16 protein-coding genes and 1 pseudogene are annotated in these 19,991 nt (G+C 35.0%); 13 read left to right on the plus strand and 4 right to left on the minus strand.

Annotation, left to right across the window (positions count from 1 at the left end):
- Positions 1-98 precede the first annotated feature (98 nt).
- A complete protein-coding gene (gene pckA / locus QWT87_RS14920) occupies positions 99-1,718 on the plus strand; it encodes a phosphoenolpyruvate carboxykinase (ATP) (protein WP_185207735.1) in 1,620 nt (539 codons plus the stop codon).
- 66 nt (positions 1,719-1,784) lie between these two features.
- On the opposite strand, the gene QWT87_RS14925 is transcribed toward pckA, so the two are convergent.
- Both QWT87_RS14925 and QWT87_RS14930 read right to left on the minus strand, forming a co-directional pair.
- A complete protein-coding gene (locus QWT87_RS14925) occupies positions 1,785-2,192 on the minus strand; it encodes a type II 3-dehydroquinate dehydratase (protein WP_302716882.1) in 408 nt (135 codons plus the stop codon).
- 42 nt (positions 2,193-2,234) lie between these two features.
- The gene (locus tag QWT87_RS14930; protein ID WP_302716885.1) at positions 2,235-3,218 is read right to left on the minus strand and encodes a helix-turn-helix domain-containing protein; all 984 of its coding nucleotides are present in this window, start codon (positions 3,216-3,218) and stop codon (positions 2,235-2,237) included.
- Between the two features lie 481 nt (positions 3,219-3,699).
- Between QWT87_RS14930 and QWT87_RS14935 the strand changes: the two genes are divergently transcribed.
- From QWT87_RS14935 to QWT87_RS14990, 12 genes and pseudogenes are all read left to right on the plus strand, one after another.
- Positions 3,700-4,992 (plus strand): hypothetical protein, encoded by a 1,293-nt coding sequence (locus QWT87_RS14935; protein ID WP_302716888.1) that lies wholly within the window; start codon positions 3,700-3,702, stop codon positions 4,990-4,992.
- A 156-nt stretch (positions 4,993-5,148) separates the two neighbouring features.
- Positions 5,149-5,568 (plus strand): Fur family transcriptional regulator, encoded by a 420-nt coding sequence (locus QWT87_RS14940; protein WP_302716890.1) that lies wholly within the window; start codon positions 5,149-5,151, stop codon positions 5,566-5,568.
- Between the two features lie 44 nt (positions 5,569-5,612).
- Positions 5,613-7,565 (plus strand): heavy metal translocating P-type ATPase, encoded by a 1,953-nt coding sequence (locus QWT87_RS14945; protein ID WP_302716892.1) that lies wholly within the window; start codon positions 5,613-5,615, stop codon positions 7,563-7,565.
- 542 nt (positions 7,566-8,107) lie between these two features.
- The gene (locus QWT87_RS14950) at positions 8,108-8,470 is read left to right on the plus strand and encodes a hypothetical protein (RefSeq protein ID WP_271160220.1); all 363 of its coding nucleotides are present in this window, start codon (positions 8,108-8,110) and stop codon (positions 8,468-8,470) included.
- Positions 8,471-8,704: 234 nt separating this feature from the next.
- Positions 8,705-8,980 (plus strand): YHS domain-containing protein, encoded by a 276-nt coding sequence (locus QWT87_RS14955; protein ID WP_302716893.1) that lies wholly within the window; start codon positions 8,705-8,707, stop codon positions 8,978-8,980.
- Positions 8,967-9,647 carry an SCO family protein gene (locus QWT87_RS14960; RefSeq protein ID WP_302716895.1) on the plus strand — a complete coding sequence of 227 codons (681 nt, stop codon included), beginning with the start codon at positions 8,967-8,969 and terminating at the stop codon, positions 9,645-9,647. Before QWT87_RS14955 ends, QWT87_RS14960 begins: the two co-directional genes overlap by 14 nt.
- A 112-nt stretch (positions 9,648-9,759) precedes the next feature.
- Positions 9,760-10,419 (plus strand): annotated as a pseudogene (locus QWT87_RS14965) (superoxide dismutase); the annotation flags it as partial.
- A gap of 444 nt (positions 10,420-10,863) precedes the next feature.
- Positions 10,864-11,229, plus strand: coding sequence for a hypothetical protein (locus tag QWT87_RS14970; RefSeq protein ID WP_123891948.1), 366 nt, complete (start codon positions 10,864-10,866; stop codon positions 11,227-11,229).
- A gap of 430 nt (positions 11,230-11,659) precedes the next feature.
- The gene (locus QWT87_RS14975) at positions 11,660-12,898 is read left to right on the plus strand and encodes a T9SS type A sorting domain-containing protein (protein WP_302716899.1); all 1,239 of its coding nucleotides are present in this window, start codon (positions 11,660-11,662) and stop codon (positions 12,896-12,898) included.
- Positions 12,899-12,939: 41 nt separating this feature from the next.
- A complete protein-coding gene (locus QWT87_RS14980; RefSeq protein ID WP_116097412.1) occupies positions 12,940-13,767 on the plus strand; it encodes an MbnP family protein in 828 nt (275 codons plus the stop codon).
- Positions 13,760-14,836 carry a cytochrome-c peroxidase gene (locus QWT87_RS14985; RefSeq protein WP_302716901.1) on the plus strand — a complete coding sequence of 359 codons (1,077 nt, stop codon included), beginning with the start codon at positions 13,760-13,762 and terminating at the stop codon, positions 14,834-14,836. The genes QWT87_RS14980 and QWT87_RS14985 overlap by 8 nt, the downstream gene beginning before the upstream one ends.
- Before the next feature lie 7 nt (positions 14,837-14,843).
- Complete coding sequence (locus QWT87_RS14990) at positions 14,844-15,785, plus strand: transporter (RefSeq protein WP_302716903.1); 942 nt, start codon at positions 14,844-14,846, stop codon at positions 15,783-15,785.
- A 331-nt stretch (positions 15,786-16,116) separates the two neighbouring features.
- On the opposite strand, the gene QWT87_RS14995 is transcribed toward QWT87_RS14990, so the two are convergent.
- Positions 16,117-16,779, minus strand: a complete 663-nt coding sequence (locus tag QWT87_RS14995) for a hypothetical protein (RefSeq protein ID WP_139351752.1) — start codon at positions 16,777-16,779, stop codon at positions 16,117-16,119.
- A 61-nt stretch (positions 16,780-16,840) separates the two neighbouring features.
- The gene (locus QWT87_RS15000; RefSeq protein ID WP_228050545.1) at positions 16,841-19,864 is read right to left on the minus strand and encodes an Eco57I restriction-modification methylase domain-containing protein; all 3,024 of its coding nucleotides are present in this window, start codon (positions 19,862-19,864) and stop codon (positions 16,841-16,843) included.
- Positions 19,865-19,991: the final 127 nt, after the last annotated feature.

Below are 19,991 nucleotides of genomic sequence, written 5' to 3' on the forward strand. Positions count from 1 at the left end.
TGTCATTCTGACTTATATCATTATATTTAACCACCTTTAACAATTAATTAATATTTAATTTTGTTATACCCAAAAAAGAAATAGAAAATATAAGTAAAATGAAACACGCTAAAATCATCCAAGATTTAGAAAAATTAGGGATTAAAGGAAATTACGAAGTAGTGTACAATCCGTCTTACGAAGAATTGTATCAGGCTGAAGTTTCTCCTGAAAATCAGGGCTTTGAGAAAGCTGAGCTTACGGAATCTGGTGCAGTATCAGTAAAAACAGGAATTTTCACAGGTCGTTCTCCTAAAGACAGGTACATAGTTCAGGATGATGTTACAAGAGAAACCATTTTCTGGGACGGGAAAGTAAACTTGCCGACTACTCCGGAAATTTTTGCGTCTTGTAAAGATTTAGTGCTGAACCAACTTGCTGCTGCAAAGAAAATTTATGTAGTAGATGCTTTCTGCGGAACCAATGCAGATACGAGACTAAAAGTGAGGTTCATCGTTGAAGTAGCGTGGCAGGCACATTTCGTTACCAATATGTTTATCCGTCCTTCTCATTATGAGCTGGAAAACTTTGGTGAGCCGGATTTTACCGTAATCAATGGTTCTAAAACAACGAATCCAAACTGGGAAGCACAGGAACTGAATTCTGAAAACTTCGTTATGTTCAACCTTACTGAAAAACTTCAGATTATCGGAGGAACATGGTACGGCGGAGAAATGAAAAAAGGAATGTTCGCAATGATGAACTATTACCTTCCGCTGAAAGGAATGGCTTCAATGCACTGTTCTGCAAACGTAGGAGAAGAAGGAGACGTAGCTCTTTTCTTCGGACTTTCAGGAACAGGAAAAACAACTTTGTCTGCAGATCCTAAAAGATATCTGATCGGAGACGACGAACACGGTTGGGATAACAACGGAGTTTTCAACTATGAAGGAGGTTGCTACGCAAAAGTAATCGATCTTTCGGAAGAAAAAGAACCGGATATTTTCAGAGCCATTAAAAGAGATGCGCTTTTGGAAAACGTTGTCGTAAACAATGGTGTTTCAGATTATACAGATGGATCAATTACAGAAAATACAAGAGTTTCTTATCCTATTTATCATATCAATAAAATTGTTCTGCCTTCAAAAGCAGGACACGCAAAAAAGATCGTTTATCTTTCAGCAGATGCTTTCGGAGTATTGCCTCCGGTTTCTATTCTGGATGAAGATCAGGCACAATACCATTTCCTTTGCGGGTATACATCGAAATTAGCGGGAACTGAAAGAGGAATTACCTCTCCGGAACCGTCTTTCTCTCCTGCATTCGGGGAAGCTTTCTTAACATTGCACCCAACAATGTACTCTAAAACATTAATCGGGAAAATGAAAGAACACGGTGCAAAAGCATATCTGGTAAACACAGGCTGGAACGGAACAGGAAAGAGAATTTCTCTGAAAGATACAAGAGCCATTATCGATGCGATCATCGACGGATCTATCGAAAATGCTCCGAAAACAAGAATTCCGATTATGAATCTGGAAGTTCCTACCGCATTGCCAAATGTTTCAGAAGGAATCTTAGATCCGAGAAATACTTACAATGATGCTTCTGAATGGGAAGAAAAAGCAAAAGACTTAGCTTCAAGATATATTAAAAACTTTGAGCAGTACTGCAATACCGAAGAAGGTAAAAAATTAATTCCTTCCGGTCCTCAGTTACAGGAGCAGACAACCAACTAAAAATAGAAATCCTCATCGTGCGATGAGGATTTTTTATTTGTATTCCTGCAGATTTTCGTTGAAAAATTACCTCAGGCTCAGAATAGCCAGTCTGTAACCTTCCATCCCGAAACCGGATAAAACAGCATCCGTATTTGCCGCAGTTACAGATTTCTGGCGGAATTCTTCTCTTTTATAAATATTGCTGATGTGAACCTCAACTTTTGGTTTTCGGATATTCTTTAAACAGTCGGCAATAGCATAAGAATAATGCGTAAAAGCTCCCGGATTAATAATCAGGGCATCAAATTCATCTTTCTGAAGCTGATTGATAATTTCACCCTCGATATTAGACTGATAATATTCCAGTTGATGCGAAGGAAAATCGGTTTTTAGACGATCCAGATAATCCTCCATGGAAACTGTTCCGTAAATTTCGGGCTCTCGGGTTCCTAATAAATTCAGATTGGGACCATTCACGATAAGAATTTTCATTGAAAATAATTTATCCAAAGATAGCACATTTTAAAAACACAATTAAATGGTATTTTTAAGATGTTTCTGGAAATATTCCGAAGGCGTTATCCCTTCAATCTGTTTAAAAGCACGGTTAAAAGTCGACTGGTTCGAAAAACCGGCTTCCGTGTACAAATACATTAACGTTGCTTTCTGAAAATCGATTTCGGTGAATAGTTTTTTCACATAATTTACCCTGCACGTATTCAGATAACTGTTAAAATTAGGATATCCTTTGTAACGGATTGCTTTTGAAATATAACTGCTGTTAACTTCCAATGCAACACTCAAAGCAGAAAGGTTGAATTTCATATCCTTAAACAACAGTTTTTCGTTCATGGAAATTTCAATTCTGGAAAAAAGTTTTTCCATACTCTCTATGTTTTCGGCAGTACTTTCGGCAGAGATATCCGCTGTTTTTTTATCCTCTGCAATTATTATCTCTTCTGTTTTCTCAAATTCCGAAAGAATTTCCAGCCTTCTTATTTTGTCTTTATAATAAATAAGCAGCGTAACCACTAAAATATTAGAAATAATGATGATAATATCTGTAAATAAAACCGTTTTCTGGGTCCGTTCAGGAAATTCCAGATTGAAATTTGCGGTAATAAAATAACAGGCTAAAATAATAAGTACGGTATAAAGCGTGTAAAGAAAAACCTCTTTTTTTGTAAAGAAAATGTAGGCTCCGATAGGAATTGGTAGATACCAGCAAAAACTTACCACAGAATAATCCCAAAATGCCAGTACAATATAAATATTGAAAAGAGGCGCAATTAAAAGATGAAGATGAACAATTGTAGATTGTTTAAATCTTCTTCTCATCAGAAAATAAGTGTATCCCAGAAAAAATAATGCCGATCCCAAATACCAGATAAGAAAATTATCATAAGTATAAAATGTAAAGATAAAAATATAAAAAGCTAAAATGGCAAGCATGAGAATCACATACCTGTCCATGAGTTCCTGTTTCAGTTTTTCAATTTGTTCAAATTTTGTACTCATTTGTATTTTACTTCATTTTTACAAGTTTAAGCAGGCATTTTCAATAAATGACTTTTTTAAAGTATTGATATGTAAGCAAATATAATCATTGTAAATCATTTTCAGAATTATGATTTGCATAGCTCTTTTTTTGATTTATCAGAGGAAATAACTTTGCAAAACAATTTTTAACTAAAAAATGTACAAGATCAATGCTCCTAAGAATAGGGCATTTTTGTGACAAGGTGATGAAGATCTTTTTTTATTTATTACAAACAAAAAGAACAATAGAGTTCAAAATTAGAGAAAATAAATTGATAATGAATATTAATTAAACACGTCATTCCGATTTTTCATAAAGTCAGTATATAAAGAATATTTAATCTGCATAAAAAATAAACAGATCAATCAGAGTCTATAAATTCTAAAAACAACAAATGAAGCAAAACTGAAAATGAGTTTTTAAAAAGTCTTTTTCAAAATCCCTTAAAAAAACATTCTTATGAGAAAAATTATTTTATCGATGACCATCGTGGCCTTTAATCTTTTTTATTCCCAAGTGGGGATTAATACATCCAATCCAAAAGAGATTTTCCATGTAGACGGAGCAAAAGACAATCCATCAACAGGAAATCCTACGGCTGCACAACAGGCAAATGATTTTGTGGTAACCTCTTCCGGTAATGTTGGGATTGGAACCAACTCACCGAATTCTTCTGCACTGTTGGACGTGAATGCAGACGGATTGGCTTCAGGAAGCAAAAAAGGTTTTTTGGGTCCGAAAGCAGCGCTAACTTCACAGACAGACCAGATCACCATCCCTTCTCCGGCAACAGGACTCTTGGTTTACAATCTAGGAACCGGAGGATTAGTCTATAACGGCTATGTTTTTTGGAACGGAACAGAATGGAGAACCTTCAACAACGGATCTTTAGCCCCCGGAACAGTAGGAACAATTACCTGTAACGGAATTACCCTCTCTCCAAGTACATACACAACAGGAGTTCCTTATACCGGAACAATGAATGTCCCTTATACCGGAGGAAACGGAGGAATTTATGCTGCACAGACGATCGGTCCTGTAAACGGACTTACCGCAACTTTATCTGCAGGAAATTTTAACTCCGGTTCAGGAACGCTGAGTTATACCGTTTCCGGAACACCTACCGTAACAAGTCCCATTACAACTACATTTTCTTTAAATATCGGAGGCAAAATATGCAATGCCGTAATTGGAGCAGGAGACGGACTGGCTCCCGGAGATCTCGTATTTTACAAAGCCGAATTTTCCGCAAATGTCTTTGGCTGGATGAGTGCTTTTGTTGCAGATTTGCCGATTATCGGAGGGAAAGTAAGACTTGATGCATGGTTCAACAGAGCTTCCAACGGAGGAAACGGAAGCGTAACGATGTGGCCAAGACTGGTAAATACATCTTCATCTCCCGTGAAACTGTGGTTTAGTGCCTTAACCAACGTAGACCGTTTTAATGCCTCAAATTATCTGTTGGCTCCAAGTACACCTACAGGTTCAGGAGCTACCCTTGCTCCTTCTGCGTACATGGAACTCGATAACGGAATTTACTATGGAGTAGGATATAATGATATCTTAGGATCTACAATACCAAGAACAGAAGGAAGCGGGCAAGGAGGACATCAGGAAGTACTTACAATGGATCTTTCTTTAGATAATAAATGGTACAGAGTCTATTATTTCCCAACAGTTGATAACATGAATACAACAAGTACAGACGATAATATGAGAGTAATTTATCTGTCGATCCAAAGATTATACTAACACTTCAGTATTTTGAAGCAGTGTGTTTTTCATGAGTGGTTTGTAATGAACCGCTCTTTTTTGCTGTTTAGCTTTTTTTATTAAAATAGAATGAACATTCACAGAAACAAATTTTAAAACCACTAACTTTGAAATGGATATGCTAAATAGAATCGTATGAAAAAGGACATTGAGAATAAATTAATAAATAAAAATACCAAACCTACAAGCATGAGGATTTTGGTGTATGATTTTTTAAGTTCTCAGGAAGTCGCCCTTTCTCTGTCGGAAATTGAAAATTATTTTGAAAATGCAGACCGCACCACAATCTACCGAACCTTAAAAACATTTGAAGAAAAAGGAATTGTTCACAGCATTCAGGAAAATACAACAACAAAATACAAACTCTGCCACGATGGATGTGATGAACATACCCACAAAGACTGGCATCTTCATTTCTACTGTAAAATCTGCAAACAGACCACCTGTAAAGAAGATATTTCGTTTCCCGAAAACATTCAGACCCAATTCAGGATCGACGAAATAAGGCTTTTTGCAAAAGGAATCTGCGAAAACTGTCTGGAAAGTTTGCAATAGTATTGCACGGGTTCTGTCTGTAATTTTGAATAAAAATTTAACTTATGGAAGAATGCTGCAGCACAAAACCGAAAAAAGAACACCAACATCATCATGAAGGTCACGACCACGATCATTCTCATGAGACGGGAGATCAGTCTGCTTATAGTCTGTTTCTTCCTGCAATCATCTCTTTTGGATTGTTATTAATAGGAATCGCTTTGGATAATTTCATCAAAGCTGAATGGTTTTCCGGCTGGATTCGTCCGGTTTGGTACTTCATCGCCTATATTCCGGTTGGTCTTCCGGTTTTGAAGGAAGCGTTCGAAAGCATAAAAAGCGGAGATATATTTTCCGAGTTTTTCCTGATGGGAATCGCAACCGTGGGCGCTTTTGCGATCGGAGAATATCCGGAAGGCGTTGCGGTCATGCTTTTTTATTCCGTTGGCGAGGTTTTTCAGGCAATGGCAGTAACAAGAGCCAAAAGCAATATCAAATCGTTACTCGATCAGCGTCCCGACGAGGTGACCGTTTTAAAAGATGGAAAACCTCAGATTATGAAAGCCGAAAAAGTAAACATCGGAGATATTATTCAGTTAAAATCTGGAGAGAAATTAGGATTAGACGGAGAATTATTATCTGAAACCGCATCATTTAACACTTCTGCTTTAACCGGAGAAAGTAAACCCGATACCAAAACAAAAGGCGAAACTGTTCTGGCCGGAATGATCAACCTCAATACAGTAAGCGAAGTAAAAGTGACAACCGCTTACAAAGACAGCAAACTGAGCAAAATTTTAGAACTCGTTCAGAATGCGACTGCTCAAAAAGCTCCCACCGAATTATTCATCAGGAAATTTGCGAAAATCTACACCCCGATTGTCGTATTTCTAGCAATCGGAATCACATTTATACCTTATTTATTTATAGAAGAGTATCAGTTCAGAGCGTGGCTGTACAGAGCATTGGTTTTCTTAGTGATTTCCTGTCCGTGTGCGTTGGTGATTTCTATTCCTTTGGGATATTTCGGAGGAATCGGAGCAGGAAGCCGAAACGGAATTTTATTTAAAGGAAGCAATTTCTTAGATATTCTGGCAAATGTTCAGAACGTTGTTATGGATAAAACCGGAACCATGACGGAAGGCGTATTCAAAGTACAGGAATTTAATTTTAATGATGAATTTAATACCGATGAAATTTTAAAACTCGTCAATGCTCTTGAAAGCAAAAGCTCACATCCTGTAGCAACCGCCATTCATGAATATGTGGGAGAAGTCGATCACTCAATTCTGTTGGAAAATGCAGAAGAAATTGCGGGTTACGGTTTGAAGGCAGTTATCAACGGAAAAGAATTGCTGGTCGGAAACTTTAAACTGATGGATAAATTCAACATCAGATATGATATTCAGACTGAAAATATCGTGTACACTTTAATCGCTGTTGCATATGACAACAAATTTGTAGGGTATTTAACAATTGCAGATTCTGTTAAAACTGATGCACAATTAACCATCAATAAATTAAAATCTTTAGGAGTAAAAACCACAATGCTCAGCGGAGATAAATCCTCTGTGGTGAAACACGTCGCCGATATTTTAGGCATTCAGAATGCTTACGGAGATCTGCTTCCCGAAGACAAAGTGAATAAAGTAAAGGAAATAAAAGCAAAAAATCAAACCGTTGCTTTTGTAGGCGACGGAGTGAATGATGCTCCTGTTGTAGCGTTAAGCGATGTCGGAATTGCGATGGGCGGATTGGGAAGTGATGCGACAATTGAAACAGCAGATGTTGTCATTCAGGATGATATGCCGAGTAAAATCCCGATGGCAATCAACATTGGAAAACAGACAAAAAAAATTGTGTGGCAAAATATCATTCTGGCATTTTCTATCAAAGCCGTTGTTCTTATTCTCGGGGCAGGAGGTTTGGCAACCATGTGGGAAGCTGTTTTCGCCGACGTCGGAGTCGCTTTACTTGCCATTTTAAATGCGGTAAGAATTCAACGGATGAAGTTTTAATAAGCCGGAAGAGGGAAGTAGGATGATAGAATTTTATTATATCGCGCACATATTGTTAAAATATGTTTACTTATCAATAGGAACGGGCTTTAGCCCGTTTGCAAGGATAAATTTTTCAATCCGGCTTTAGCCAAAATTTATTTTCTCCTACAGATTTCGCAGATTCCTTTAATCATCATAAAGCATTTTATTCATCTGTGAAAATCCTTGGTTTTCGCGGTAGAATATTAATCAACTTTATCTGCAAACTCTGCGGGAGAAAATATAAGCTCTCGCAGATTATCTGGATTACGCAGAAAAATCGGCGAGTCGTGGTAAAATAATAATCAGCATTATCAGCAAAATCCGCGGGAGAAAATAGAAAATTTCCTCGCAGATTTTGCGGATTTTTAATGCTTTAAATTATTTATCCGAAGCTGTGGAATTTGAGAAATCTCTGCGAAAATAAAGCGTACAATTAAACCATTGCCAAAACTGACTTTCATCATAATCTGTCTTAAAAACAAAATTTCATTAGTATATTTGTAAAGTAGAATACATCATTGAAGTTTTTCGTTTCCATATTTATCATTTTTACGATTGCATTACGTCCCGTTTTGCCTTTGATTAATTATGCCGTTAATTATGACTACATCGTAAAAAACCTTTGCGAAAACAGAAACATTCCGCAATCCACCTGCAAAGGAAAATGCTACGTTGCCAAAGAACTGGCAAAAACAGAAAAACAGTCCAATACCAATCAGACGGTAAAGATTTCAGGACTCGATGTATTTATATCCCATGAAATACTTTCCTTTTCAGATAACAGTCAGTTGAGTGTTTTAAACAAAAACTCAGACTCACGTTACATCAATTTCCATACTTCAGAATATTTTTCCAGAATATTCCATCCTCCTTTAGTGTAAAGTTTTAAACTAAATTTTCAGTAATTATTTTAACGGATAAATTTCAATAAGCTTTTAAGAGTTTTAGACTTGCTTTATATATATCAGAAGCTTGAAATCAATATGATTTCTTAATAAGACTTAACTTCTTCAATCTTCTTAATGGTTTAAATTAATTCAGTAAGTATTAAATTTAGTTTAAAATTCAATCAATTTTTTATTCAAATATCATTACTAATTCCAATGTAAATAAAAATGAAATCAAAACTTATCTTAACAGTACTATTGTCTGTTTCATTAATGGCATGTGCACAGGAAACCCCTAAAGTAAAGCATAAAAAAGCAAAAACAGCCGCAAATTCCGGAACAAAAACAGTGAAATTTGCCAATGCAGTAGATCCCATCTGCAATATGCCCACCGAAGCCGATATGAAAGATACGGCAGTCTATAAAAATAAAACGTACGGTTTTTGCAGTGCTTACTGTAAAGACGAATTCAAAAAGAATCCTGAGAAATATGCCAAAAAATAAAAAGACCAGCAATTCCAAAAGCAAAGTAATCGTTCCGATTGTGATTATTGCTTTGCTTTTTCTGGGAATAGGTGTCGGAATGGGGTATTTCAAAAAGAATCTGTACACCGTAATGAAAGTTCCCGATTTCAAATTAACCGATCAGAACAACAAAACGGTTACCAATAAAGATATGCTCGGAAAAGTCTATCTGGTAGAATTTTTCTTCAGCAAATGTCCCACGATTTGTCCTGTGATGAATACCAACATGAGAGCCATTGAAGATGAAATCAACAATCCGGATTTCGGAATCATCTCTATAAGCATTGATCCGGAAAATGATACTCCGCAGACATTAAAAGAACACGCACAAAGAATTGGCGTAAAATCTCCGAACTGGCATTTTTTAACCGGAAACAGAGATTATATTGGTAAATTAGCAGATCAGTTCAATATTTATGTCGGAGATAAGGAAGATGAAAGCGAAAGTCTTAATCATAGCGGAATGATTGCCCTTGTAGATAAAGAAGGAAATATCCGTTGCCGATACAATAAAGACAATATGCCGATCCTGTATTATTCGGGATTAAATTATGAAGATCCGGAAGGAAAAACTCCGAAACTGACAGGAAAATACCATCCCGACAGAGAAATATTGATAGAGGATATTAAAAAATTATTGAAATAGAGGTTTGGAAAATGGAAGTTAGAGGCTGGAAGTTTTATGGAGTATGTAAAAGAACTTCAGGCTTCCATCATCTGTCTCCCAGCCAAAATAAATCACATAAAAATAAAATAGTATGAAGATTTTGAAAGTAGCTGCTCTGAGTGCAGTTTTTGCAGCGCAGTTTGCGTTTGCACAGTTTAAGCAGACACCGTTGCCGTATGCTTACAATGCGTTGGAAGGAAATATCGACGCACAGACAATGGAAATTCATTATTCCAAACACGCAGCAGCCTATGTTGCAAACCTGAATAAAGCAATCGCAGGAACGCCGCAGGAAAAACAGACCCTGTTCGAGATCATGTCCAATGCTTCAAAATTACCGGCTGCCGTAAGAAATAACGCAGGAGGACATTACAATCACGAGTTGTTCTGGACCGTCTTAACTCCGGAAAAAAATACACAACCTTCTGAAAAACTGGCAAAAGCAATCAATGAAGCATTCGGAAGCATGGATGCTTTTAAAGCGAAGATGGCAAAAGCAGGAGCCGACCGTTTCGGATCAGGTTGGGCATGGCTTTCTGTGGATAAGAGCGGAAAATTATTTGTTTCCTCAACACCCAATCAGGATAACCCTTTAATGGACGTTGTAGAAGAAAAAGGAACCCCTATTTTCGGGATCGATGTTTGGGAACACGCATATTACCTGAAATATCAGAACAAAAGAGCAGATTATTTAACCGCGATCTGGAACGTAACCAACTGGAAAGAAATCAGCAGAAGATACGAAGAAGCGACGAAAGCAAAAAAAGGGAAATTTGACGATTGGCAGGCTATGAAAGATTTTCATACCGTGATGTCTCAGACTTTCCATCCTGCGGAAGAAGGCAATCTTCAGCCTATCAAAACAAGAGCAGCAGAAATGGCGGCAAAAGCAAAAGCATTGCAAACTTCGGCTGTTCCTGCTGAATTTAACAAAAAAGGCGTTAAGGAAGCCATTGCAAAACTTTCTAAGGACAGTCAGGATCTTGAAAAACAAATCAAGAAAAAAGATTCTGATGCAAATATTACAAAATCTCTTACTGCTCTGCACGATACTTTCCATACAATTGTAGGATTGTGTTCTGCTGAGGATGAACATTAATTGATTGATATAAAAGGCAGCTTATTAATTTTTGTAAGTTGCCCTTTTATGTTTAATATCATATAACAAAACAAAAAGTATTATTAAATTTGCTCCGTGAAATATATCATTTCTATTTTCATGATTATTCAGATGACAATACGTCCGATATTGCCATTTATAGATTATACAGTTAATTACGACTATATAACTAAAGAACTTTGTGAAAACAGAATGAAACCAGAGTTAATGTGTAACGGTAAATGTTACCTTTCAAAAGAACTCTCAAAAACTCAGGAGCAGGGAAACAAAAGCAGTCAGAAAATAAGTCTGAATTCCATAGATATCTTTATCGTAAATGAAAGTTTAGACGACAGCTTCATCCTCAAATCAAATATTCTGAAAAATACTGTCGGTACATTCAGTGCCGATTCTTATCATCATTTACACTATTTTCAGGTTTTTCATCCTCCATTAGTGTAGCATAATCTCTTCTGTTTCTGAAAATGCAGAAGAATAATTTTCCGGACAATCTATAAAGGTTTTTCTGATATTGTTTTACAATGTCAATGTTCAGCAATTGCATAAAATTAAACGTTTAGCTGTAATGCCACGGCTGTAATCGCTGGGCTTTGGTCTCCTTATATTTCAGAGGATACGCAATGCTGAAAATAAAAACTGTGTTTTTTATAAAATCCTGTAAAATAGTGTTCAGAAAATTCCTCAAAAATATCAACAAAACTTTTTTCTTCAAGAGAATCGGGATCTGCTCATAACAGAATGGGTTTAAGAAATCGTTTCGTTTCCATAATTGATTTTTACAGATCAGTTCATTAGAGCATTTTGCCGATTCTCTTATTTGTTTAATATATATCCGGAGCAAAAATATCCCGGATCGAAATTTTATAAAGATATGTTTCAAAAAATATTATCTGTAATAGTTTTCTCTTTTTTCAATCTTATTTTCTCCCAGCAATATTCGTGGAATACTCAGGGGATTACCGTTGCCGGAGGAAACGGAGCGGGCGGTGCAAATAATCAGCTTAATTTTCCTTACTCTGTTTTTATTGATAGCAGCAGCAATCTATATATTACAGACACTCAAAACCATAGAATTGTAAAATGGGATTCGGCATTAAATCAGGGAGTTACTGTTGCCGGAGGAAATGGTTCGGGAGGCAATTCCAATCAGCTTAATACTCCTACTTGTGTTTGGGTAGACGATAATAAGAATATCTATGTTCTGGATTCGTTTAATGCAAGAATTCAAAAGTGGGACCCCAATGCCGTAACAGGAATTACTGTTGCCGGAGGAAATGGAGAAGGAGCAGCACTTAATCAACTAAACAAGCCCGGTGGATTTTATCTCAGAGGAAACACCTTCTATATTGTTGATGCAGGAAACAGCAGAATTGTGAAATGGGCAATAGGAGATTCTTCCGGAACTTTGGCTGCTGCGGGTACTTATGGCGCAAATGCAGATCAGTTAGCCAATCCTTCTGTTAACGGAACCATCTATGTAGATAACAATGAGAATCTTTATGTAACAGATTATATTAACAACAGGGTACAGAAATTTTCTTCAGGCAGTACAAATGCAGTAACAGTTGCGGGAGGCAATGGTTCCGGAACCGCTAATAATCAAATGAAAGCACCCAACGGTATTTTTATGATGAACAACGGAACAATGATTATTGCTGAATACACAGGAAGAAGAATCCTTTCCTGGAAAGAAGGACAGACCAGCGGAAATGTGATTGCAGGAGGAAACGGAAATGGAAGTGGAGCAGATCAATTCAAAAGTCCAAGAGGAGTTTTTGTGGCACCAAACGGAGATCTTTATGTTACAGACATGGGAAACCACCGCATCCAGAAATTTATCTTCAACGGAACACTTTCTACTCAGGATGAGATTAAGCATACCGTTTCCAGTTCCATATATCCTAATCCGGCAGATGAGGTCATTCATATAACTGCGAAATATCAGATTAAAAGCATCAAAATTTTTGATGGTTCAGGGAGAGATGTTACAGGAAACAATTCCGTTCAAAACAATTCTGTACTTACCGTTCAGAGTTTAGAACCGGGAGTATACTTCCTTCAGCTTTTTGGGAAAAAAGAACATGAAACTTTAAAATTTATCAAAAAATAAATACTAAACAATAATAATTTTTACAATTAAATTTAATCAAAATGAAAATTTACAAATTCTTATCATTACTCTTCGTAGCAATTACATTACTTACCGTTTCATCTTGCAGCAATAATGACGATGAAGAAGTTCTGGACACGACTCCGGGAAATTTACAGCTAAAATTCGAAAACGGATTCAATAACCTTGGAGATATTGTTTTAAACCAGACTACACAAACTTCCGTTAACGGACAAAAACACCAGTTTTCTACTTTGAAATATGTAATCAGCAACATCACTTTAATCGATGAAAACGGAGGAGAATTCAAATACCATTACAACGATCCGGATAACGGAGCCTTTATCGTAGATCAGGCAGAAGCTGTTGCCGGAATTAATTACATCAACCTGAAAGAAGTTCCTAAAAACAATTATAAAAAAGTAAGAATCGGTTTAGGCATCAGTCAGTCAGCTTATCTTTTGGGGCAAAGCGGACAGGGAATTTTCTGGCAGAAAGCAAAAACTGCTGGAATGGCTTGGTCTTGGGCGGCAGGATACATCTTCACAAAACTGGAAGGTAAATACGGAACTTCTTCAGCCACTACAGAATTTATGAACCATTGTGGAAATATGGGGAACACTGCAGCAAACAACACTGCAGATCTTTACCGTGAAATTACCCTTGATTTTCCTTCAACGGCAAGAGTATCAAAACAGATTACACCATCGGTTCACATTTTAGCGGATCTTAACCAATATCTGAGCGGACAGACTGCTTTAACATTGGATACTTCTAACGACATGGCAATGGGATCAAACCAGCATTTGGTGAATGTTACCAATAATATTTCTAAAATGTTTAAAGTAGATCACGTTCACAATGATTAATTTTTTCATACAATCCAAAAGAGGGCAATTCTGCTCTCTTTGGATTTTTCTCTTTATTGTGGTATTTCCCCTGACTTCCTGCACGGAAGATGAGGTTTTGGAGCCTTTACCAAAAGATGAAGCTTATCGTCTCGACAAACCTGCGGGTTTTCCGGACATCACTTTTGATATTACAGGAAATCCGGTCACGGTGAATGGAGTAGCATTGGGGAAAAAACTCTTTTACGAAGGAAAATTATCCAGAAATAATACCATTTCATGTGGTTTCTGCCATATTCAGGAATATGCTTTTACCCATCACGGTCACACCGTAAGTCATGGAATTGATGACCGATTAGGTATCCGAAATGCACCACCAATACAGAATATGGCATTTCTGAAAAATTACACATGGGACGGAGTCAGTCACAATCTGGACGAAAGATCTCTGGTTCCCATTACCACAGATTTTGAGATGGACAGCTCGCTTCCTGAAGCGGTAGGAAAATTAAATGCTGATGCAAATTACAAGAAAATGTTTAAAGCAGCGTTCGGTGACGAAAACATTACCGGTGAAAAAATTCTCAAAGCAATTTCGCAGTTTATGGCAACCATGATTTCCGCGGATTCAAAGTACGACAGGATGAAAAAAGGAACAGAAGTATTTTCAGCAGAAGAAAATCAGGGAATGGCTCTGTTTCAGAATAAATGCGCATCTTGTCATTCGGGAGACTTATTTACTGATGAAAGCTATCGGAATACTGGAATGTATTATAATCCGCAGTTTGACGACAGAGGAAGATATCGTGTAACGCTAGACTGGAATGACAATATGAAATTTCGTGTTCCAAGCCTCAGAAATGTAGAATATACAGCACCTTATATGCACGACGGAAGACTTTACAGTTTGGAAGCGGTTATGAATTTTTATTCTGATAATGTAGAAAACCAGCCCAACCTCGATCCGTTGCTGAAGCAAAACGGACACATCGGAATTCCTATGACCGCTTCTGAAAAACAGAACATCATCGCATTTCTGAAAACGTTAAGCGATAAAACTTTTATAACGAATCCAAAATTTGCAGAATAATAAAATTATGAAGAAGATATTTTTAACATTGGGTTTAGCCGGATTTTTTTTCAGTCAGGCAAAAGAAATCCATGACAGTTTATTTATTCCCAAAGAACTCAATCCACTGTTCTTTGATGATTGTGATGCATGTGGCTGCGCCGCAGGAAACGGTTCTTCCGGATTTGAATCTTTACTGAATCCTCAGTTTATCGGCGTTAAATATTTTGCACAGCATTACAGAGCCAAAGAAAATTTATTCGTCAATGATCTTACGCAGGATCAGTATTTCAATACGGTTCAGCTTTGGGGAAAAATTCCGGTTGCCAAAAATGTAAGTGTATATGCAAGTATTCCGTTTCAGTTTCACACCAAAAAAACGTTGCAGGGAGATATCAAAATTGAAGGAATCGGAGATGCGAATGTAATGGGAATCTATCAGATTATCGATTCCAAAGATTCTTCCCATCAACTGAATGGAGGTTTCGGCGTGAAAATTCCGATCGGAAAATTTGATGAAAAAGGAATCACAGGAGTAAATCCCAGTTTTCAGCTCGGAACAGGAAGTTGGGATTATCAGATGGTTTTGAATTATAAATTTCAGAAAGATAAACTGGCGGTATTGCTGAATACAGATTATACTTTAAAAACAGAAAACAAAAAACATTACCGTTTCGGTAACCAGTGGAATTATGCAGCAACGGGATTTTACAGACTCTGGAAAAATGAAAACAGCATTCTTTCAGGAAAATTTGGAATGCAGGGAGAAGTCTACGACTGGAACAGACAGTTTGGAGAAGTAATGCCTAAAACTGCCGGAAGCGCTTTATACGGAAAGCTGGGTTTTGAAGCCTCCTACAAAAAATTCAGTTTGGGAAGTGAAGTAATGCTTCCTGCTTACACAAATCTTGCCGGAGGAGATATTGAAGCCAAATCTCGGTTCAGCATTTTCGTAAATTTCGGAATTTAGATTTTAAATATTATTCATTCTCCTTAAAAACCTTCATTGTATAATGGAGGTTTTTGTTTTTTCAGATTTTAGAATATCGTAATGAAGGATGAGGTGAATTAAATAGTATGAATAAACAAAAAAGAGATCCAATAATGAATCTCTTTTGTAGCCCGTAGGGGAATATTAATATACTTCAATAAAACACAATAAATATTCATTTCGTTGATTTTAAATAATTTACAAATATTTAAGAAACATTAAAGCGTTATAAACAATATTGAACATCCCTTGAATTTGTCCCTGATTTTTGAAGTAGGGACCAAAATCAATTCAGTTCAACCTTCTTAATTTAGTCATAATTATTTAGAACGATTTTGGAGTAATCGAACAATAAGTGAAAGACTGAAAACTTGTCTTTTGTTTCATTTGATTTTTGGTGTAGAGACCTGTAAGAACCTTCAAAGTTTGGTGCAAGAATCTCAGACTGCAAATCTTTAATAGTAGTCAAATTTTTATTAGATTTTAACTTTTTATTTATTATTGGAAAAATTGAAGAATGGGATATTTTGGGGTTTTCAATAAATCCGATTTGCCCTTCATAAGGTATTCGTCCTTTTACATAGCTTCTCTGTGAAAACTTTATAGTATCACCTATGTAAGCAATAGAATCTGTATTAGTTTTAATTCTTTTACATTCTATTGCAAAATAAGTCAACTTATCTTCTAAATCTAATTTCAAATAAGGATAATCAATTTTAATATCTATTTTATCGTCATGCATTAAACCATCCTTAGCATCATAATATGATTCAGCAGATTCCTTATTGATAAAATTCTCTATTGAATATTCATTAATGGGGCTGTCATTTAAAAGATTGATATTTTCCCTCATATAATCATCAACAAGTCCATTTCTTAAAAAATCTTCTTGCTTTATTTTCCCCCTTGTAGCATAATCATATTTCTTTCCATCCTTTAAAATAAGATGATAGCAGTCAATTACATATCTCATTATTTTCCTAACATGAGATTCTATAACCCGATTTCTATTCTTTTTAAAATTATCGGCGTTACTAATCATTGGCAGAAATGTTATTAAGACGTTTTAATTCTGCTTCTTGAATAGCCTGCTTAAATTCTGCAACATCATACCATGCCATTGCACGATGCCAACATTTATATTCATTTGGCTTTATAATATAAAAAGAATCACTTTCAAATCCTTTTATATCCTTTTGAATATATAGATTTTTTGATGGGTCGCTGGTATCTGTTATTCTTTCAATAGTCAAATTATTTGCCAGTTTCTCCAAAACATCTTTTTCATCAGTATTTTTAGGATATGATATTTTTTCTTTTGGCTTTTTGTCTGTAATAATGAAATTCATTGCAATGAAATGTCTCATTGTAAAAATCTCAACTTTTACAAACTCATCATAATATATTTCCTCAAATTCTTTTATGTAAACATCGGCATATTTCTCTAAAACTTGTTTTTGGTTACGGTGGTCAGAATCATTAAAATTAGTAACAAGATGCTGTTTGCTTTGTTGAAACTGATAACGAGAGACATTTAAAGCATAATCAATTAAATCCTTCTCGTAGTCTTTGACACCATAAGAGTCATTAATTATTTGATTATTTTTTTGGAGCAAAAAATGATTTACAGAAGGCTTTCCAAGATTAAATTTGTCATAAAAAGTGGCATAATATTCAATAATTGATTTAGCATTATTAACCAATTTTTCTAATACTGATTTATCAAAATCAAGCAATGGCATCCTTAGTAATTCTTCATCAAATCTTATAGCGGGTCTAGTTGCTACTCCCCAGGCACCAGAAATTAGAAAAAGAAAGTATTGACTTAAATCAGATTTAAGTAAAGAATATAATAATAATATAATATTTTCAGTTTTTGAAGAGATAGAAAACACCCCTTTTCTAAAAACAAAATCCTCACTTGAAAAAGAAATTAGTGGTTCTGATTCATTAAGAGCCTGTTCTTTAAATAAAACTTTATTGCCCAAAAAAATATTTTTATCTCTCCCCCTCGACAAATAAACGTCTTCTTTATTTAGAGATTTGTAATTTTTGGTATTAGTGTAGCCCTGTTCAATCTGAGAGTTTTCTAAAATTTTCATTCCAATTAATTCTGGAAAAAAATTCGGATCTTTCCCTCTTTCTATACCAGCCCCTTTATAGATAGTGTTATTATTGATAATTGACCCAATATTTTTTTGAGGTAATACTTTCAAGAAATTAAAATCCAAATAACTTCCATATAAGGCAACCTTAAACATCCAATCATTTTCTAAAAAATATTTCTGTGGTAACGCTTTTTGATCAAACCTTTCAATAACTAACATTTTGAAATATTTGATAAAACGATTAAATTTAACTGATTGATGATTAATTATATTCTTTTGGCAATCATTATCTTTTGATAGTCTAAAATAAACGATACTAGCAGGACTATTTTTCTTCTCAAAAATTAATCTTCTTACTGGGGATAAATCAAAAAACTTTTCTACACAAAATGTAGTTAAGAAATCCTTTTTAAATCCTTTAGTTTTTTGTGAAACATTATAGAAAATTGTACTAGTAACAATGAGTGCCGATTGTGTTTCATCACTCATAAAATCTTTAGCTCTCAAAAGAAATGACTGAGCAATTTCAAATCTGCCAACTGTTTTTTTATTGTCCTTTAACCATTTAACATGAACTACATCTTCTTTTTTGCTTTTCCATGGTGGATTCCCCAATATAAATTTTGGTGGATTATTTTTTATTACTTTATTAAAATCATGTGACTTATCAAAGAAATTAGCTTTGAAAAGATTAGTCCCTAAAAGATTAGGGAATGGATACTTATCAATGTCTTTTGGCTGTTGATAATCCAATAATGCTATATAAATTGAGAAACAAGTAACTTTTAGAGCCTCTTCATTTATATCAATTCCAAACAGATTATTTTTAGCAATTTCTCTAATTTTGTTACTAAATTCATTTTTATTTGAATCTCCATTAAGTTCAATTTCTTTTTCAATCATTCTTCTCAAAGATTGAACTAAGAATATTCCCGAGCCAACTGCAACCTCAAAAATTTTACATTCTGAAACATTATTTTGATTCAGATATTTATCAACAGTATCTGATAAAATATAATCAACTAAAAAAGACGGAGTATAAACTGCTGAATCTAAATCTTTAGTCTCATCATCAATCAAAGATTCATAAATACCCGATATTACTTCAACAGGAATAATTGAAAAATCAAAAATCTCAAAGAAAGAGCCTTCAAATAAAGAGCCTTGTTGCTCAAGCTCTCCTTTAAAAACATCAGCTAAATAATTTGCTTGAATTTGATTTAACTTTATATCTGTCTCTTTGAAAAGAACACCATTGAAATTATCATTAAGTCTTTCAAATAATTGATTGAGTTTTTCAGGTTCTGAAATTAAAAGAATAAAGTTTTTTCTTTTTTCATTAAGTGATTCGCCTGAAATATACGCCTCATCAATCTTGATACCTCTATCAATTAAATATCGAATAAAAATTAATCTTAGAATCAAAGAATTGGCAGATTTCTCATCAAGAAAATTTGATTTTGTTTTATCAGTTAAATAATTTCGTACATCTTTAATGTTTTGAAATAGTCTCTGATTAACCCGTGTTTGGTTTTCGTTTTTTTTAGACAAGTATTCATCTTGAAACCAAGCCCAAGTTTCCCCCGACTGCAAACTCCAAAAAGAAAATTTCTCGTCTCTTTCTTCATCAGATATTTCAACCTCTTGGAGATAACCGCCTCTACCATCTTTATTTTTGATATAATTTAAAGCATTATAGATAGAAATATCTTTGTCTTTTAATATAAAAACGATTGGGGAATTATCAAAAGACCAAACTTTTTTATGTATCTCAGATTCTTTATTTAAATCATCAGAATTGGTTAAATCAAAAAACAGTAATAAAGGTTGGTTATTGAATACATAGACTGCATCGGGAGAAATTCTTTTAATTTTATTTAGGATATCCGGATGAAAATCAAAATCATAAGAGCCATCCTGTTCATTTTTATAAAAAACAGTATTTTCCAAGTTTAACTTAATCAGAAGTTTATGTAGTTCAGAATTTTTCACCTTATTGCAAAGTTACAATAAAATATAATTCTTGCCGATTAAAAAACATTACCAAATCCCCTTGTCCCAATATTTAAATTATTAA

The sequence above is a fragment of the Chryseobacterium urinae genome (genome assembly GCF_030518295.1).
In the GTDB taxonomy this organism is placed as follows: Bacteria; Bacteroidota; Bacteroidia; order Flavobacteriales; family Weeksellaceae; genus Chryseobacterium; species Chryseobacterium mucoviscidosis.

Bases quoted from the DNA above. Each gene is read 5' to 3' on its own strand.
- pckA (WP_185207735.1), top strand. From the start codon at position 99: ATGAAACACGCTAAAATCATCCAAGATTTAGAAAAATTAGGGATTAAA.
- QWT87_RS14925 (WP_302716882.1), bottom strand. From the start codon at position 2,192: ATGAAAATTCTTATCGTGAATGGTCCCAATCTGAATTTATTAGGAACC.
- QWT87_RS14930 (WP_302716885.1), bottom strand. From the start codon at position 3,218: ATGAGTACAAAATTTGAACAAATTGAAAAACTGAAACAGGAACTCATG.
- QWT87_RS14935 (WP_302716888.1), top strand. From the start codon at position 3,700: ATGAGAAAAATTATTTTATCGATGACCATCGTGGCCTTTAATCTTTTT.
- QWT87_RS14940 (WP_302716890.1), top strand. From the start codon at position 5,149: ATGAAAAAGGACATTGAGAATAAATTAATAAATAAAAATACCAAACCT.
- QWT87_RS14945 (WP_302716892.1), top strand. From the start codon at position 5,613: ATGGAAGAATGCTGCAGCACAAAACCGAAAAAAGAACACCAACATCAT.
- QWT87_RS14955 (WP_302716893.1), top strand. From the start codon at position 8,705: ATGAAATCAAAACTTATCTTAACAGTACTATTGTCTGTTTCATTAATG.
- QWT87_RS14960 (WP_302716895.1), top strand. From the start codon at position 8,967: ATGCCAAAAAATAAAAAGACCAGCAATTCCAAAAGCAAAGTAATCGTT.
- QWT87_RS14975 (WP_302716899.1), top strand. From the start codon at position 11,660: ATGTTTCAAAAAATATTATCTGTAATAGTTTTCTCTTTTTTCAATCTT.
- QWT87_RS14980 (WP_116097412.1), top strand. From the start codon at position 12,940: ATGAAAATTTACAAATTCTTATCATTACTCTTCGTAGCAATTACATTA.
- QWT87_RS14985 (WP_302716901.1), top strand. From the start codon at position 13,760: ATGATTAATTTTTTCATACAATCCAAAAGAGGGCAATTCTGCTCTCTT.
- QWT87_RS14990 (WP_302716903.1), top strand. From the start codon at position 14,844: ATGAAGAAGATATTTTTAACATTGGGTTTAGCCGGATTTTTTTTCAGT.
- QWT87_RS14995 (WP_139351752.1), bottom strand. From the start codon at position 16,779: ATGAGATATGTAATTGACTGCTATCATCTTATTTTAAAGGATGGAAAG.